This is a genomic window from Evansella sp. AB-rgal1, from assembly GCF_041820985.1.
Taxonomy (GTDB): domain Bacteria; phylum Bacillota; class Bacilli; order Bacillales; family Salisediminibacteriaceae; genus Evansella.
The window spans coordinates 39020-55111 of record NZ_JBGUAU010000035.1; the positions used below are offsets into that span (position 1 = coordinate 39020).

The following is a 16092-nucleotide window of genomic DNA, read 5'->3' on the forward strand; positions in this document are numbered from 1 at the left end:
AAAAAGAAGCAGCGAGAACCGTCCCCACTGCTTCATAAACAAGAACCCAAATCAGCATGATAACAACTATAATGATAGTTTTTACATATCTTCTTTATTTTTGTAGCGTACTCCACAATGTCGTCCGTTGATGTGTATGTTCGTTCTTTATTTGTAGCTACTGCAATTGAAATGGATAGTAACGGTGTGGTTACTTTTCTTCCGTTACGGTCTCTCGCTGTAATATAATTGTCTTGAAGGTGTTGTAAAGAATAAGCGTTCGTAACAATTTTATTAAAGTTATCTATTATATGATTACAAATAGGAGTGTAATTGTAGTTAGGAAGAATGATTATAAAATCATCCCCACCTATATGCCCAAGAAAACCTGATTCCTCTTCAATACTACTTTGCAATAGCGCGGCCGTTGCTTGAATTACCCGATCCCCTTTAAGAAAACCATATGTGTCGTTATAAGATTTAAAATGATCAAGATCAATGTACAACACACTAAATTTTTCGCAAAAAAGGAGCTTCTTCAGTTGTTCATCTATTGTGTTGTTTCCCGGTAAACCAGTTAGAGGGTTTTGATAGCTTGCCAATTGGATCTGTATTTCTGCAAACTTCATTAGTAAATCTCGTATTGTAACTACTCCATAATAGAGAGAATCCTTTGTAATAATAATATAATCATATAATTCATCTGTGTTTCTCTCCATTGCAACTTTGCTAACCTCTATGATAGTTAAAGAGTAGTCAACTTTGAGGATACTTTTATTCATTAAAAGGCTAATAGATCTCCCCATATATAAACTATATCCGAATAGAGTGCCTATTTGCTGGTAGAACTGACTTCTAGTAATGAGAGCAATAGGCTTTTCATTTTCCAAAACTACAATTCCTTGAGATCTAGGATTTTCTGTAAATAACGTATCGATATCTTGATTAGTTGCTTCTATTGTTACTAGAGGAGCCTCTTTCGCAACTTCCCCAATTACATTGATCATACAAATCCCTCGCATTTTTTCAAGAAGTAATCAATTCACTAGGTCTACCGAGTTTATATCCTTGTCCGTAATGAATTCCTAATTCCCGCAAATAATTTAAGTCCTCTTGCTGCTCTATTCCCTCCGCCACTATTTTGGTTCCAGATTCTATTGCAAAATCAAGTAATAGCTTAGTCATCTTTTGCTGCTCGTTGCTTTGAGTGATATTATGTATCAGCGATCGATCTAGTTTAAGAATCTCTGGTTTGAGATGAACAATTGCTTTTAAACTATTGAAACCACTCCCTGCATCATCCACCGCAATTCGAAATCCCTGAGAACGATAATGAGATAACACCTTCTCAAACAGCACATAATCAGTTACTGCTTGTTTTTCGGTTATTTCAAAGATAACTTGCTTTGGAGGAATATCTAATTCCCGTAACAATTTCGTTGTTTCACCACTTTTATAGTCAGAGTCCATCAGCACTTGAGGGTGAATATTGATAAATAGAAAACGCTCGTTACACCAAGCCTTATCGTGAACGCTTTCGTAAAACTTAGATATTGCTTGATTTCGACAAAGTAAATCAAAAAGGAAAACCTGATTTGTTTTCCCAATATAATCATAAAATTTCTCAGTTGATGCAAAACTTCGGCTAGAGGGGGGTCTATTTAATGCTTCATACCCAAAAATCGAACCGTTCTCCAAATCTATAATAGGTTGGAAAAATGTTGTTAGCAAATTATTTCTCATAATACTCTTTAATTCTAAAAATTTCGCAAGGTCTGATAGGTATTTGCATTCTTTATTTCGAAAATATAGAATGTACGATAATACATCAGACAACTGATCCTTCATTGTTAAACGTCTGTTCATCAATTGTTGTCACACTTTCTATAGTGAATTGTTTTTAATTGTATCACTACACTTTTAAGGAAAGATTAAGATTTTGTAAAATTTTGACGAAAAATGCAACTGAGGGAGCATCGGGGGAGCATCGGGGACGGTTCTCCGTGCTTCTATTTAGAAAGAATATAAAAAGAAGCAGCGAGAACCGTCCCCACTGCTTCCATCAACCTACGCCACGCCTTCTTCTTTTTCTGCTTGTTTGATTAGTGCTTTCTTCTCCCACTTTCGGCTACGCCAACGGGCCCAGACGAGGATTCCTCGAACCCACTCGTCTAAGATAAAGGCAATCCAGATTCCTATTAAACCCCATCCTAGAGAGATTCCTAGAATATAGTATAAAGGTACCGCAAAACCCCAAATGACGGATATGGAAACAATCATCAAGAAGCGAGCATCCCCTGCTGCTTGAAGCGTTGCACCATACACTAAGTTCAAGCAGCGTCCTGGCTCCAATAAGAAGCCCAAAATTAACAGAATCGCTCCCATTTTGATAATTTCTGGATCGTCCGTGAAGATTCGCATCATCGGCTCTCGAATTAATACGATGAGAGTTGTTGTTCCTAGAGCAATCAAGATGCTCCAACGTACGTTTCGAATACCTGCTTTATATGCTTCTTCCATTTTTCCGGCACCTATCAAATGCCCCGTAATGATTTGTGACCCTCTTCCAAGAGAGATCCCTAACGCCATTACAAAGAAAAGTACATTCAACGAGTAAATACGCGTTGCCAGCATTTGTGTTCCAAGCAATGTAATGATCGCTGTCGTTACCAACTGACTACTATTATAAGAAATATTTGCAATGGATGCTGGCAATCCGATGCTTAACACTTTCGTTAAACGTTCTTTTTGAATATCAACAAAGTCACTCCACGTCAACTTTAGTTTTACACGATAATAAAGAACGAGGGCAAAGGCAATCAACGCTAGAAACTGACTAAATGCTGTAGCGATAGCAACTCCAGGTACTCCCCATTGAGGAAAACCAAGCGCACCATAGATAAATAGATAGTTCCCGATAATATTTACGATATTCATTCCGCCACTCACATACATGGTTTCTTTCGTGTAGCCGTGAGTTTGGATAATCATGGACATCGTAACACTCATTGCTTGGAAAACAAGCGCCGCTCCTACGATAATAAGGAAGGTTCTTGCTTGCTCAAATAACGCTGGATCAAGTTGGAAAATCCCTAATAATTGTCGACTAAAAACTATGAGCAAGGTTGCAACGAACAACCCAAATACAAAGTTAATTAAAATTCCATTCCCCGTATATTTCTTAATTTCATCGTATTTTTCCGCCCCGAGATATTGGGCCACGACAACGGATGTACCCGTAGCGATAAATTGAAACAAGAAGAATACAAACATGATAATTTGGTTTGCAACTCCAACAGATGCAACTGCTTCGTCCGACACTTTACTTAGCATAAACGTGTCCGCAGTTCTCAACATGATATGAAGCATGGTTTCTATAAAAATGGGCCAAGTAACTGCAATAATTGATAGGCTTTTAAGATGAGTTTTTGTCATAAAGATCCCTTTCTAATGGTAAATTCACATAAAGAACGAGTGATCCATATGAATTGGACCACTCTTTTTTTTTGAAAAATAATGTATAGTTGTTTTTACATTTGTTTTGAATTCTGACTTCGGTTTTAATGCCGACTTTGTTATTTAGATTAACTAAGTTATATAAAAAGATAATTCGTTACCTAATGATTTTAACAGCAAAACGAGAAAAAACAAATAGGTGATCCGTTCCATTTGTGTAGTATTTGTAAATTATTAAGCAAAGGGATGTTTTGGGATTGGTGAGGATCAAGAATGGAAAATTAGGAATTTTCAAATGGTAATGGCTCTTCTATCTTGATTTTAGTTTGTTTTGTTGATGTCTTTTACACTTTGGGGAGCTGTCGGTACTAGTTTTGTCTTAATTCCTACAATAATTTTCAGTTAGATGGATAAACTAGTAAGTTTTTTCGGTTCTCCCATGGTTTAGCTGCTATTTGGGTTGTTTTGTTTACCAGTAATATGGAATATCTAACAATTCAGCGTTAGAATCTAACAATTAGAGAGGAATATCTAACAATTAGACCCCGATATCTAACAATTTGTCGAATTTCGTCAAACGACAAACAGGTTAATCCAAGACATATAAAAAAGTGCGTATCAAAAGGTGAAAATACACCTTTTGATACGCACTATAGAAGGTGAAACGATACTATGGAGCTGTAATTCACTAAAATACCAGCTTCTCTCGAGAAGTCGATCCACCTCAATATTCACTTAGCAACGAAGACTACGAACATTGATACTACTCTAGGAATCTCCTCTTCCGCTCCATGATCGAACTAATCCAACCAATACAATGCTTTATCTCTTTCAACAAGGTCAAAGTGCTTCACTTCAACTCCTGGTAACACGTTACTAATATTTGAAGCTATCTGGATCCACTTTTTATCGGTTAGAATAGCAATTTTGTTAAAGTCTCTCCAGTGTTTTGCGCTGAATTGTAAGTCTTCCATGACCGCTTGCATGGAGTATCCTTGAATCTCATGAACCTCCATCAGTAGATCTACCTTGCCGTACTTCTCTTTTTTCTCTTTAAAAAGTTGTTCAAACTCTTCCATATCCTCTTTCGTTATCTTCCCGTTCACAACCACTTCCATGATAGCTTCTAAATCGATCGGCTTTACGGTTATCATTATATTGCCTCCCTCGTTTAGAGTTCGTTCCCTTTTCGTGATCAGTGTGAATTCTGTACTTTTATAAAAAAACATCATCATTTTTTTCCAGTTGCTATCAGCCACTTTTGATGAGTGGCCCTTGTCCATTTTCATAACAAACTATCTTTCCATACAATTGAAAACTTGCATGGAAACTTCTATCCAAAGCTACCACATTACCTTAGTGAAACCGAGCATCTGCAAGAATACGGTCTAGCTCTTCCATGTGATGTGTCTCGTCTGCAATCATATCTTCAAGTTTTACAACTAGTTCCGTTTGATTTAGCTCTTCCGCGAGTTGTTTTCGTACTTCATAACGCTCAATTGTTTGTTTTTCTGCTTCTCGTGCTTCCTGTAGCATTTCTTTTACATCGGACGGTTGCTTCACTTCTGCTGGTGTGGTTGTCGGAGTTCCACCGAGCACTTTAATTTTTTCTGCTAAATAAAGAGCATGACCTTGTTCGTCTGAAATTTCACTTTCAAAGAATGGCTTTAATGTTTGCCGATACAATCCTGATACAACAGCAGCATTGTTCGTGTACATAATGCTCGCCGCATACTCATTTGCTAGATCTACATTTAATCCATCAATTAACTCTTGCATTTTACTACTCATAAAAACCACCTTTATATCATGATTTTCGCTTATAGTAATTCCGTTCCCGCTTCTATCATAGTTAAACATATTTCTGCAAAAAGTATGGTAAGGTGACATGATCCGGGAGTACTCTTGTATGACGATGATCAATCAATTTCTAGTATTATTAACAGAGCAGATCAGAAGCTACTTCACGGGAAAAAACAAGGGAAGAATAAAGTGGTATTATAAAAATATCCTATCTGAAGCTAAGAAAAGGTGCTCTTTCCTTCATCAGCTTCCCAATGAAATATAGTAGATTTATTGCATCTTTTGAAAAATCCTAATAAGAGACACGAACCCCCGTACCTATTTAGAGGTATGGGGGTGGTTTATTTATACAAAGCCATATGGTGGAAATCTATATCTACTCATACCATTCCACATCATCTCTACATCCACTAGATTAGAATAAGTATAAAAAGAAGCAGGGAGAACCGTCCCCACTGCTTTCCCCACTGCTTCCAACAAATTTATCCGGCTATCGGAACTATTCGGATCGAGTTCTCTTCTTTTTCTAGTTTCCAATTAGAAGATAGAATGACTCGAAGTAATTCCTGCTTACTATTTGATATGGAAACATCTTCAAAAACGTTTCCATTCACTTGATATCCAGTTCCTTCTTCCAAATCAAATTTTAACGATAGCAACTTTTTTACGCCTAGTTTCGTTAAAAACTTTACTGAGTAGCCTTCTAAAACGGCTTTCGTTATATTTTCTGTATCCGTTTCATACGCAGTAAGTAGATCCTCATACTCAAAACTAGTATCATAGACTTCTATTGCAGCAACATCCTTTGTTTGAAGAAAAAACAAAAGATCCGTACTCGAGATACCTTTTGATACTAATGTTTCTAGCATAAACGCTTCCCATTGTGAAATATGTGCTGTCATTTTATAGACTCCTATTCTTCAGTAAATGGTGAGAAAACCAAGTAGTACTGGTTTTCTCTATTCTTCATTGACTAGGTCCCATGTAGTCAATATACCATTTCACTTATCTATGAATTCAATTAGGTTTAAAAGACAATTAGACATTATCAATTTTTCGTTCTTTTTATATTAATTTAATTCAATTTCATCCGCATAATACAATTCATCTAGACGTGGTGTGTAGTTGATGCGATCACTTACACCATAGCGTCCTCTCAATTGGAACAAGTAAACTACTGGACGTTCTTCTGCTAAAATTTGTTGAATTTCACGATATTGAGCTGCTCTCTCTTCTTCGTCCATGTTGTATGCAGCTGCATCTAATAATTCCTCCACATAACTATTAGAGTAACTCGTTACATTCGATTCTCTAAATAACTCTAGAATACTACCATCGAACATATCATTTCCCCAACCTACTAAAACACCTTCTGCTAATGCATGATTAAATAGTCTATCAGCAAATTGACTTTGCTCAATCATCTCAATATCCGCTGTAATACCAACGGCTGCAAGCATTCCACCTACTACTTCACCGATTTCGCGGTAGTAGTTGTTAGCGGAAATCTCCACTGTAATTCCATCTGCATAGCCCGCTTCTGCAAGTAATTCTCTTGCACGGTCAGGATCATACAAATATGTGTTGTATAATGATTCATCTGCTCCAAAATTACCAGGACTTACATGAGTTCTCGTTGGTGTTGCATTTCCTTCTAATATCTGGTCAATAATTACTTGGTTATCAATCGCTAGTTCGATCGCTTCACGAACACGAGGGTCCGCTGTAGGAGCATCCTCCTCTGTTGACAACCAGAGCTGAATGACACGCTGAATTGGTTCTAACGCAACATGTGTACCATCATTCGCTTCAATACGCTCAATATCGGAGCTTGGAATGTTAAACGCAATATCAATACCACCTGTTAACAATTCAGAAACCCTCGTTGAATCCTCCGGTACAACTTGGAATCGAACCGTGTCCCATTTTGGTGCTCCCTCAAAATACTCATCAAATTTTACAAGCTCTACTCGGTCATCGCGTAACCACTGACTATACTGATATGGCCCAGAACCAATCGGATTTTGTAAGAATTCGTCAATTCCTACTTCCGCAAAATAATCCTTAGGTAGTATACTTGCTGCAGCAATAGACAGACGACTTAACAATTGAGGATCTGGATCTTCTGTAACAATTTGTACTGTCGTGTTGTTTATTACATTCACTTCTAGAATTTTGTTAAATGTACCATGCATTAATAAGGAAGAGTCCGTTGCAATTCTCTCTAGTGAAAATTTCACGTCTTCTGCCGTTAACGCATCTCCATTATGGAACGTAACTCCGTCCACTAATTCAAATTCCCATGTCACTTCATCGACTTGATCCCATGTTGTTGCTAAATCAGGAACAATATGACCTTCCGCGTCACGTTTTACTAGTTTGTTATAAACGTTTACTAAAACCGCAGAAGTAGTGATAACACTATTGTTTTGCGGATCAAATGTGTTAATATCTGCAGGATTTGCAATAGTTAACACACGCTCATCCGTATCATCCTTTGCATCACCATTTGTATTTCCTTCGTTATTTCCATTGTTTGAGCAAGCTGCTAATACAATTACAAATGCTACGATGGTAAAAAATGAATATATAACTCTTTTCATGTTTCTCCTCCTATAAGTTCTTAATTTATATTCAAAGGGAAGTGGCAAGCAAAGCTATTCCCTTTTGATACCTCTTCTAATTTTGGTTCCTTGCTTCTACATATTTCCTCTGCGTACGGACAACGCGTATGAAAAGGGCAGCCTGGTGGTCGATCAATGACACTTGGCGGCTCTCCTTTTATCAGTTCCCGTTCCTTTCGCTGAAACGGATCTGACGTTGGAATCGAATCAATCAACGCCTTTGTGTAAGGATGCTTCGGTGAGGTAAACATCTCCTCTCGATCAGCAACCTCTACAATTTTTCCAGCGTACATAATCGCAATTCGATGACTAATATGCTTTACTGCTGGCAATCCATGAGCGATAAAAATAAACGCAATTCCATGATCTCTTTGTAGTTGCTTTAGTAAATTTAAGATTTGTGCTTGAATCGACACGTCCAACGCGGACACTGCTTCATCACATACAATGAGATCTGGCTTTAATGAAATCGCTCTTGCAATGCTAAGTCGTTGCCTCTGTCCACCACTAAATTCATGCGGATAACGATTCAAATGCTCCCTACTCAATCCAACTTCCTCTAATAGCTGCAACGCTATCGCTTCTCGTTCTTTTTTGGATAGCTTTTGATGAATGAGAAGAGGCTCTGTTACGATGTCTTTCGCCCTCATCCTTGGATTTAAAGAAGAATATGGATCTTGGAAAACTGTTTGAATGTTTTTCTTCACTTCTTTTCCTTCACTAGAAGAAAGCTGCGCGATATTTTTCCCCTTAAATGAAATGGTTCCTTCCGAAGGAGTTAGCAACTGGAGAATTAGCTTTGCAACGGTAGACTTTCCGGAACCTGACTCCCCAACAATTCCAAGGGTTTCTCCTTCCACCACATGAAAAGTCACACCATCCACAGCCTTAATATACTTCTGCTGTTCACGCCACTTCTTTTTTACGGAAAAATATTTCTTTACATTCTCGACGGAAAGTAACAAGTTATCACTCATCCTCTTCACCTTCCTTTCCCGGGAACAGACAGTGAACTGCATGTGTTTCTGAAATTTTCATTACTTCAGGGAAAGCGGCTACACAGTCATCTGTTACTCTCGGACATCTTGTGTGAAAAGGACAGCCGGACGGCCTTTTTCCAAAAGGAGCATTTCCCGGTATTACATCCAGAAATTCAACTTGCTCTTCTAGTTTGGGCATTGCCTTCATGAGCCCCATCGTATAAGGGTGCTGCGGATTAGCAAACAAGTTATAGACCGTTGCCTCTTCCACAATTTTCCCTGCATACATCACAATGACTCGATCCGCAATTTCCGCCACTACACTCAAATCGTGTGTGATAAGAATGATTCCTGTATGATGCTGTTGATTTAGCTCTTTGATTAAGGCTAATATTTGTGCTTGAATTGTTACATCCAACGCTGTTGTTGGCTCATCTGCAATGAGTAATCGTGGTTTACATGCTAGCGCCATAGCAATCATGACTCGTTGACGCATCCCACCTGACAGCTGATGTGGGAATCGTTTTGCAACATTTTCCGCATCAGGAATTTCCACTTCCTTTAGCAATTGCACCACTTTTCTGTCCACCTCTGTGCGAGAGAGCTTTTCATGCGTTATCAGTACTTCTGCTATCTGCGTGTTAATTTTTAACATTGGGTTAAGAGATGACATTGGCTCTTGAAAAATCATTGCCATTTCATTTCCACGTAACTTACGTCTTTCTTGCTTTGACATGCTCTCTATATTTTTCCCATCAAAGGAAATGGCACCAGAAATGACTTGTCCCCCACGCTTTAAAAGCCCCATAATGGAGAGCGACGTGATACTCTTGCCACTTCCGGATTCTCCAACGATCGCAACGATTTCCCCTTCTTTGACGGAAAACGAGATAGCATCTACGACCACGTTTTTTTCCTTACCTCGTGTAGTAAAAGCAGTTGTCATCTTGTCTACCTCAAGCAAAGGAGATACCGTCTCTTCGTTAAGTTTCATTCGTATCTCCTCCTTTTTTCAGCTTCGGATCTAAGAAGTCGCGAAGCCAATCGCCCATAAACGTGATGGAAAGAACAGTAATTGTAATTGCAATGCCTGGAAATGTGGCTACCCACCAACTTGTGGCGATATAATTTTTCCCATCGTTTAGCATGCTTCCCCACGTAATATCTGGCGACTGAACCCCTAATCCGAGAAAACTTAGAGAGGACTCTGTCATAATTGCGTTTGCCACCCCTATTGTGGCAATCACGGTAAACGATGACAAAGCATTCGGCAAAATATGCTTCATAATAATATGTTTGTTACTCGCCCCTGCTGTTTTTGCCATCCGAACGAAATCTCGTTCCTTTATACTTAACACTTCACCTCGAACGATCCTCGTATATTGAACCCAGCTTGTTATTCCAATAACAAAAATAAGTGTTGCAAGTCCAGGCTCTAATACAATAACAACGACTAATACGAGTAAAAGAGTGGGAATTGCTAGCATTGCATCAACTACTCTCATAATGAGTTGATCGATCCAACTTCCTCCGAAATATCCTGAAATTAATCCTAAAAACAAGCCGATCACACCCGCTATAACTACTGCGAGAATTCCTACTAACAAGGAAATCCTCGAACCATAAATTAACCGACTGAAAATATCACGACCTAGATGATCCGTTCCGAGTAAAAATGTGGAGGATCCGCCTTCCATCCATGCTGGTGGAATAAGTCGTTGTGTAGCTTCTATGACGAAAGGATCGTGCGGTACAATCCATGGAGCAAAAATTGCTAATAAGCTTATCATGCTGAAAAACACAAAACCAATTAATCCATGTGGCCCAAAGGATGTTATCTTACGTACGTGAAACATTGTTCTCGATCCTACTGAGTTTCTAGCTCGTTTTGCGTCCATTACTACACCTCCTTATTCCGATTGATTATCGTATTTGATTCTAGGATCTAACAGTCGATACACCATATCCGTTAATAAATTGGTGAAAATTGTGATAATGGCGATGACAAAAACAATTGTTTGCACGACGGACATATCCTTTGCATTCATCGCCGAAAGGAGCAATCTACCAATTCCTGGCCATGAAAATACAGTTTCTACAACAATCGTTCCTCCAATAAGCTGTGGAAACTGAAGACCGATGATCGTTACTACTGGGATAAGCGCATTAAGAAAGACATGTCTAGATAGTACAAGAGATTCCACTAGTCCTTTGCTTCGTGCCGTTTGAACGAAGTCTTGTTCTATCACCTCAAGCACACTCGCTCGAATAAGTCTCGTCATTTCAGCTGCTAAAGCAACACCTAACGTAACCGATGGAAGAACCAGATGTGAAATCGTTCCACTCCCCGATACCGGAAAGATTTGATATGTTACGGAAAAAAATAGAATTAGCATAATCCCTATCCAAAAATTCGGCATTGCTTTTCCAAGAATGGAAATGGCCGAAATAAAAAAGTCAATGACTGAATTTCGATACAATGCAGCAAGTAGGCCTAATGGAATAGAGATAACGATTGCCACTAACATGGAACATGCCGCAAGTAGCAGGGTAATTCCTAATCGTTCCATTACAAGATCAAATGCTGGTTGGCGATACACATACGATGTTCCAAAATCACCTTGGAGCATATTGGTAACATATTGCACGTATTGCATATGAAATGGTTGATCCAATCCTAGAGCAACTGTTAATCTTTCACGATCTTCTTGTGTCGCAGTTTCAGGGAGCATCAAAGTTACTGGATCTCCAGCTACGTATACAAGGATAAATATAATGAATGAAATGATAAAAAGACTAGGAATTACTTGTAATAAAGACCTTCTTACGTACTGAATCAACTCCCCACCTCCTATTTTCGTTTTCACGTTTCTTCCTAATCTTGGGAAGCACCTAGTAATCCATAAAACTCAAAATATACAACTTCCTTCGCAATATCCTCAGGATTCAGCGAGGAAATGGAGTCTTGATTCTCGTTTTGATTGAATAGCCAACGTTGAATCATCCCTTTTACGAGATTCGTTAACATCGTTCCTCTAAGATCCTTAGAATCTCTTTTTTCCAGCATTCCTAGATCAGTCGCTCGATGGATATTACGATTGAATGCATCTTCTAAATCTTGATTTATCTTTTGAATTAAATCTAAAATCTCGTCTTCCGCATTTTGTCCTGTTAAAAATAGAAGCTTCATTAAATCGCGGTTTTCCTTCGCAAACGTAAACAAATGGGTCATCAAGCTCTGCGAAGAATCTAACATCTCCGTGACCGTACCTACTTCCTTCCGGTATCCAGACTCAATCACATTTAATAACGCTTGCTCTCCCTCCGCTAGAATAGCAAGAGCGATTTCTTTTTTACTTTTAAAATGCCAATAAAATGTCCCTTGAGCAACGCCAGTACGCTCCACAATAGATGCAATTTTTGTTGCATAATAGCCATTCGTTGCAAACTCTTCTAATGCACTATCCATTAACTGTCTTCGACGATCTAACTGTGTACTCATAGTTCCTCCGATGAATATATAGTATTTAGTGTCTTGCTTTTTTTATTTGTCTGCTAGTGATTTGCTATTTGTCTCGATTGACACGTCAGTCAGTTTTTTTGTCAGTGATTTGATTGACACGTCAGTCAGTTCGGGAGCTAGTTAGGGTGTTTATTTATTCATGATTCCTTTTCCTATCATAATGTATATGTATAATTCCGATAAGATTACTATATTTTCAATCCATTCATCTGTCAACTTATTTTAATTAAAAAATGTGAAGAAAATGTAATTGATTCAAGTTGTTCCTTTTGTCAGCAATCTCATGTTGTAAATATAGATGAAAAAGGGTATATGTTTAGATTGGTTATGATATATATGAGCGGTGAAAAATGAGAGAATATCACAGGTTAATCTGGCAGGTTATTTGGAACGAGGTCATGGCGACAGCTTTCGATTTACTTATCCTTTCACTCTTTAGTGAGTTTAATCATTCTTCAAGTATAGAAGGAGGACAACCGTATCGAAAGAAGTCTAGTGATTTCCATAATACATTAGTAGCTTATTAACAAGAACACTTACTCCATATGTACTTACCATAAATACAATGAGGCTGGGCCAAAACGAAAGTGTAGATCTGAATATACGTACGATAGGTAGCCTTAGCGGTGGAAAGATACGAAGACTCCGGCGGGATCAAAAGGCAAGGGTTGAGACCCCAGACCCCAGGAGTGCTTAAGTACTTGGCAGCTCACCAGCCCCGCCCGCGGAACGCGAAGTATATTTCCTTAGCGAATACTATACGCAAGGATCATTTCGTTCGGATATCTCAGCGATGGAAACACTTTCGTCTCAGCCTCATTACTTTATTACTTTATATATAATTAAATTAATCGTTAATGATAGTAAAATAGAAATACCAAATGCCATAATAACAGTTGAGAAAATTCCTGTTATTCCATTATTAGTATAAACACCAAATAACAGTAACATAATAAATGTTACACCAAACCATTTTGAAGCTAATAAATTCCTTATTGATAATTCCTTATTTGAAACGTCCGATTTATCTTTGGTCCTGTATGAAAGTATCACAGGGGAAAAGATGAATAATAACACTGCTAATACTCCAAGAAACTCTAACATAATACTCCTCCATTAAACAATGAATTTCTATACAACTGTCAGCGATCATTGTAAGTTTTACTAATATACGAATTTTCCTATAGATAGTTTCATAGAGTCGTTTGGGGCGAGGAAAAGGAAGAAATAATACATACCGAATCGAAGTGATCGTTGAAAAATCATAATATGTGCGCCTCCTAGAATAACGTACTTCTATAACTTAATTTAAGGACGGAAGAAATTAGAATAACTATAAAAAGAAGCACCGAGAACCGTCCCCTGTGCTTCCCAGTGCTTCAATCAACCTTCTCTTTTTCGTAGCTTTTTATATGTATTCGGTATAGGCCACCGACATCATGATAGTAGATCCAGTCTCCTACAAAATTAATCCCACGCACTTCCTTCTTATCTGGACCTGCGACTTTTACTTCATGCAATCTAGCTGCTTCGCTAATATAAAGTTCTCCCTTCCCTTGTCCCCCTTCCCTGCCGTTAATATAAATGATCTTTTTATCACAAACAATTAAGCTCTCTGAATAAATATTTTGAACGGGATAAATATTTCCAACACCATCGATGCGGATCTTGCAAAGATTGCCAAACCACGAGCTTAAATTTAAGAAGTAAATACTGCCTCCATCGACCGCAAAGGAGCCCACTCCATTTTTCATCATCAATCGCTTTTCCGTTCCGTCTATTCTCATCTTGTACAATCGGGAAATGCCATCAGCTCTCCGTGTATAATATATCCAATTATCTTGAATCGCCATTTGTAGAGCCTCATCATGAGTGAGAACATGCCCATTTTGACCATTCAGATCCGTTCTATAGATTCCCAACTGATTTGGTAGTAAAAAATACAAACTATTCTCGTACACTACTAAATTGCGAACCTCTCTATTTATTACTTTTTTTGATAGATAGTTTAATCTACTATTTATTTGGAAAACTCCTGTACTGTTGCTAAAAAATAGTTCAGGACCACGTACATTAAGATAACTTACATCACTGTGAAAAAGCTTCTCTAACTCCGATCCATCTTCTTTCATTTTATAAAGTCCTTGTTTTCCACTTACATAAATCCACTGTCCATCTGTAGTTACAAATCCGCCATTTTGAATATTTGCGTGTACATTTCTTGGTTTTATTATTGGAGCTTTTGAACGATCATTATGAGTGTTATCATGCTTGTTGTAACGTGGTGACTTTTGTTTTTTCCAATTCATCTCCTGCCATTCATACGATTTACCCTTTTGCTGTCCAACTAGTGTAGTGGAAAAATAAGCATCATATTGCATTCGAAGTTGGTTATCTATGAGAATTTTATATGCTTTTTGCCCTTGCTTGAAAAAATTAGGATCTCCACCAACGTCAGGATGATGAAGCTTTGCCATTTGTCGATATGCCTGTTTAATTTCTTCCTTAGAAGCACGGTAATGAACTCCTAAAACATCATAATAATTCATCATAGACCAACTCCTTCCGACACCATCGTGTTCTTTATATAGAATTTATAAACCAATTATAATGCCTTACGTTCTATATAACAACCTTTTCTTTCTCGGCAAAGAACTTCGTTTTCTATTATTACGATACGCACAGGAAAAAAATACAGAACAGAATAATCTAAAATAACAATAGTCTCCACTAATGTGATGATTCCCAGATACAAATTAGAATAATTCTCCAAAGAAGCACTAAGAACCGTCCCCTATGCTTCCTTTATTCAGTGATGTTCCTATATAATATATGTGGCTATACTAAACAGATTAAATATCCCTTATGAGGTGTGAACCATGATAAATAAAACAGTATTAATTACGGGTGCTAGCAGTGGTATTGGATACGAGTTAGCGAAGATATTTGCGGGTAATAAATATAATTTGATTCTTGTTGCGCGGAATACCGAATTGTTAACTAAAATAAAAGAGGAGCTAGCTGATGATACTATCGATATAGTGACTATATCAAAAGATCTCTCCTCACCTGGCGCTCCTAAAGATCTATATAATCACGTGAAAGACATTGGGATGCATGTCCATGTCTTAGTGAACAACGCTGGTTATGGAATGACTGGAAAATTTACAGAGCTAGAGTTAGAGAAACAAACGAACATGATGCAGCTAAACATGTTTGCTTTAACGGAGCTAACCCATCTATTTGCTCAAGATATGGTTGAGAAAAAATATGGACGAGTACTGAACGTCGGTTCAGTCGCTTCATTTGTTTCTGTTCCTTCTATGAGTGTCTATGCTGCTACAAAGTCATATGTACTGTCCTTTTCTGAATCCTTACACTCAGAATTAAGAAGAAAAGGAGATATTGCCGTCACAGCTCTTTGTCCTGGACCTACAAAAACAAACTTTGCAAAAGTTGCAAACGTGGGGGAAATGGAACCCCTTTTTAATAAATATGGGATGACTGCAACTGATGTTGCAAAAATTGGATATAAAGCAGTGTTAAAAGGAGATCCTGTCGTCGTACCAGGATTTACATTTCGATTCGTAGCGAGTTTACCTAGATTTTTACCAAGAAAGCTAATACAAACTCTATTAGGGAAGCAGTAGGGACGGTTCTCGTGCTTCTAATTATAATCAATCTAAACTAACTAACCGCCTTTTTAGCAACTCCAGATTGGAAACTA

16 protein-coding genes are annotated in these 16092 nt (G+C 37.9%); 2 read left to right on the forward strand and 14 right to left on the reverse strand.

Going from position 1 to position 16092, the window contains the following annotated elements; genetic code table 11:
* Positions 1 to 32 precede the first annotated feature (32 nt).
* From ACERII_RS22135 to ACERII_RS22190, 12 genes are all read right to left on the reverse strand, one after another.
* Positions 33 to 986: a GGDEF domain-containing protein gene (locus ACERII_RS22135; RefSeq protein ID WP_373645148.1), complete on the reverse strand. Its 954-nt coding sequence runs from the start codon at positions 984 to 986 to the stop codon at positions 33 to 35.
* Between the two features lie 19 nt (positions 987 to 1005).
* On the reverse strand, positions 1006 to 1845 hold the full coding sequence (locus tag ACERII_RS22140; RefSeq protein WP_373645166.1) for an EAL domain-containing protein: 840 nt from the start codon (positions 1843 to 1845) through the stop codon (positions 1006 to 1008).
* A gap of 201 nt (positions 1846 to 2046) precedes the next feature.
* The gene (locus ACERII_RS22145; protein ID WP_373645149.1) at positions 2047 to 3414 is read right to left on the reverse strand and encodes an MATE family efflux transporter; all 1368 of its coding nucleotides are present in this window, start codon (positions 3412 to 3414) and stop codon (positions 2047 to 2049) included.
* Positions 3415 to 4235: 821 nt separating this feature from the next.
* A complete protein-coding gene (locus tag ACERII_RS22150; RefSeq protein WP_373645150.1) occupies positions 4236 to 4589 on the reverse strand; it encodes a SpoIIAA family protein in 354 nt (117 codons plus the stop codon).
* 202 nt (positions 4590 to 4791) lie between these two features.
* Positions 4792 to 5226 (reverse strand): ferritin-like domain-containing protein, encoded by a 435-nt coding sequence (locus ACERII_RS22155; protein WP_373645151.1) that lies wholly within the window; start codon positions 5224 to 5226, stop codon positions 4792 to 4794.
* Between the two features lie 494 nt (positions 5227 to 5720).
* A complete protein-coding gene (locus ACERII_RS22160; protein ID WP_373645152.1) occupies positions 5721 to 6140 on the reverse strand; it encodes a hypothetical protein in 420 nt (139 codons plus the stop codon).
* A 168-nt stretch (positions 6141 to 6308) separates the two neighbouring features.
* Complete coding sequence (locus ACERII_RS22165; protein ID WP_373645153.1) at positions 6309 to 7841, reverse strand: ABC transporter substrate-binding protein; 1533 nt, start codon at positions 7839 to 7841, stop codon at positions 6309 to 6311.
* 20 nt (positions 7842 to 7861) lie between these two features.
* On the reverse strand, positions 7862 to 8839 hold the full coding sequence (locus tag ACERII_RS22170) for an ABC transporter ATP-binding protein (RefSeq protein ID WP_373645154.1): 978 nt from the start codon (positions 8837 to 8839) through the stop codon (positions 7862 to 7864).
* Positions 8832 to 9836 (reverse strand): ABC transporter ATP-binding protein, encoded by a 1005-nt coding sequence (locus tag ACERII_RS22175; RefSeq protein ID WP_373645155.1) that lies wholly within the window; start codon positions 9834 to 9836, stop codon positions 8832 to 8834. Before ACERII_RS22175 ends, ACERII_RS22170 begins: the two co-directional genes overlap by 8 nt.
* Complete coding sequence (locus tag ACERII_RS22180; RefSeq protein ID WP_373645156.1) at positions 9826 to 10740, reverse strand: ABC transporter permease; 915 nt, start codon at positions 10738 to 10740, stop codon at positions 9826 to 9828. Before ACERII_RS22180 ends, ACERII_RS22175 begins: the two co-directional genes overlap by 11 nt.
* 12 nt (positions 10741 to 10752) lie before the next feature.
* Positions 10753 to 11682, reverse strand: a complete 930-nt coding sequence (locus ACERII_RS22185; protein WP_373645157.1) for an ABC transporter permease — start codon at positions 11680 to 11682, stop codon at positions 10753 to 10755.
* Positions 11683 to 11717: 35 nt separating this feature from the next.
* The gene (locus ACERII_RS22190) at positions 11718 to 12344 is read right to left on the reverse strand and encodes a TetR/AcrR family transcriptional regulator (RefSeq protein ID WP_373645158.1); all 627 of its coding nucleotides are present in this window, start codon (positions 12342 to 12344) and stop codon (positions 11718 to 11720) included.
* Between the two features lie 371 nt (positions 12345 to 12715).
* On the opposite strand from ACERII_RS22190, the gene ACERII_RS22195 reads away from it, so the two are divergent.
* On the forward strand, positions 12716 to 12892 hold the full coding sequence (locus tag ACERII_RS22195; RefSeq protein WP_373645159.1) for a hypothetical protein: 177 nt from the start codon (positions 12716 to 12718) through the stop codon (positions 12890 to 12892).
* Between the two features lie 292 nt (positions 12893 to 13184).
* Here the strand turns inward: ACERII_RS22195 and ACERII_RS22200 are convergent, their stop codons facing one another.
* Both ACERII_RS22200 and ACERII_RS22205 read right to left on the reverse strand, forming a co-directional pair.
* Entirely contained in the window at positions 13185 to 13469 is a 285-nt protein-coding gene (locus ACERII_RS22200) for a hypothetical protein (protein ID WP_373645160.1), read from the reverse strand.
* A 275-nt stretch (positions 13470 to 13744) separates the two neighbouring features.
* Positions 13745 to 14917 (reverse strand): DUF5050 domain-containing protein, encoded by a 1173-nt coding sequence (locus tag ACERII_RS22205; RefSeq protein ID WP_373645161.1) that lies wholly within the window; start codon positions 14915 to 14917, stop codon positions 13745 to 13747.
* 327 nt (positions 14918 to 15244) lie between these two features.
* Here ACERII_RS22205 and ACERII_RS22210 point away from each other — a divergent pair, with 327 nt between their 5' ends.
* On the forward strand, positions 15245 to 16015 hold the full coding sequence (locus ACERII_RS22210) for an SDR family NAD(P)-dependent oxidoreductase (protein ID WP_373645162.1): 771 nt from the start codon (positions 15245 to 15247) through the stop codon (positions 16013 to 16015).
* The last annotated feature ends 77 nt before the right edge of the window (positions 16016 to 16092 follow it).

Excerpts from the sequence above, each read along its gene's own strand:
- ACERII_RS22135 (WP_373645148.1), bottom strand. The coding sequence starts at position 986 with ATGATCAATGTAATTGGGGAAGTTGCGAAAGAGGCTCCTCTAGTAACA.
- ACERII_RS22140 (WP_373645166.1), bottom strand. The coding sequence starts at position 1,845 with ATGAACAGACGTTTAACAATGAAGGATCAGTTGTCTGATGTATTATCG.
- ACERII_RS22145 (WP_373645149.1), bottom strand. The coding sequence starts at position 3,414 with ATGACAAAAACTCATCTTAAAAGCCTATCAATTATTGCAGTTACTTGG.
- ACERII_RS22150 (WP_373645150.1), bottom strand. The coding sequence starts at position 4,589 with ATGATAACCGTAAAGCCGATCGATTTAGAAGCTATCATGGAAGTGGTT.
- ACERII_RS22155 (WP_373645151.1), bottom strand. The coding sequence starts at position 5,226 with ATGAGTAGTAAAATGCAAGAGTTAATTGATGGATTAAATGTAGATCTA.
- ACERII_RS22160 (WP_373645152.1), bottom strand. The coding sequence starts at position 6,140 with ATGACAGCACATATTTCACAATGGGAAGCGTTTATGCTAGAAACATTA.
- ACERII_RS22165 (WP_373645153.1), bottom strand. The coding sequence starts at position 7,841 with ATGAAAAGAGTTATATATTCATTTTTTACCATCGTAGCATTTGTAATT.
- ACERII_RS22170 (WP_373645154.1), bottom strand. The coding sequence starts at position 8,839 with ATGAGTGATAACTTGTTACTTTCCGTCGAGAATGTAAAGAAATATTTT.
- ACERII_RS22175 (WP_373645155.1), bottom strand. The coding sequence starts at position 9,836 with ATGAAACTTAACGAAGAGACGGTATCTCCTTTGCTTGAGGTAGACAAG.
- ACERII_RS22180 (WP_373645156.1), bottom strand. The coding sequence starts at position 10,740 with ATGGACGCAAAACGAGCTAGAAACTCAGTAGGATCGAGAACAATGTTT.
- ACERII_RS22190 (WP_373645158.1), bottom strand. The coding sequence starts at position 12,344 with ATGAGTACACAGTTAGATCGTCGAAGACAGTTAATGGATAGTGCATTA.
- ACERII_RS22195 (WP_373645159.1), top strand. The coding sequence starts at position 12,716 with ATGAGAGAATATCACAGGTTAATCTGGCAGGTTATTTGGAACGAGGTC.
- ACERII_RS22200 (WP_373645160.1), bottom strand. The coding sequence starts at position 13,469 with ATGTTAGAGTTTCTTGGAGTATTAGCAGTGTTATTATTCATCTTTTCC.
- ACERII_RS22205 (WP_373645161.1), bottom strand. The coding sequence starts at position 14,917 with ATGATGAATTATTATGATGTTTTAGGAGTTCATTACCGTGCTTCTAAG.
- ACERII_RS22210 (WP_373645162.1), top strand. The coding sequence starts at position 15,245 with ATGATAAATAAAACAGTATTAATTACGGGTGCTAGCAGTGGTATTGGA.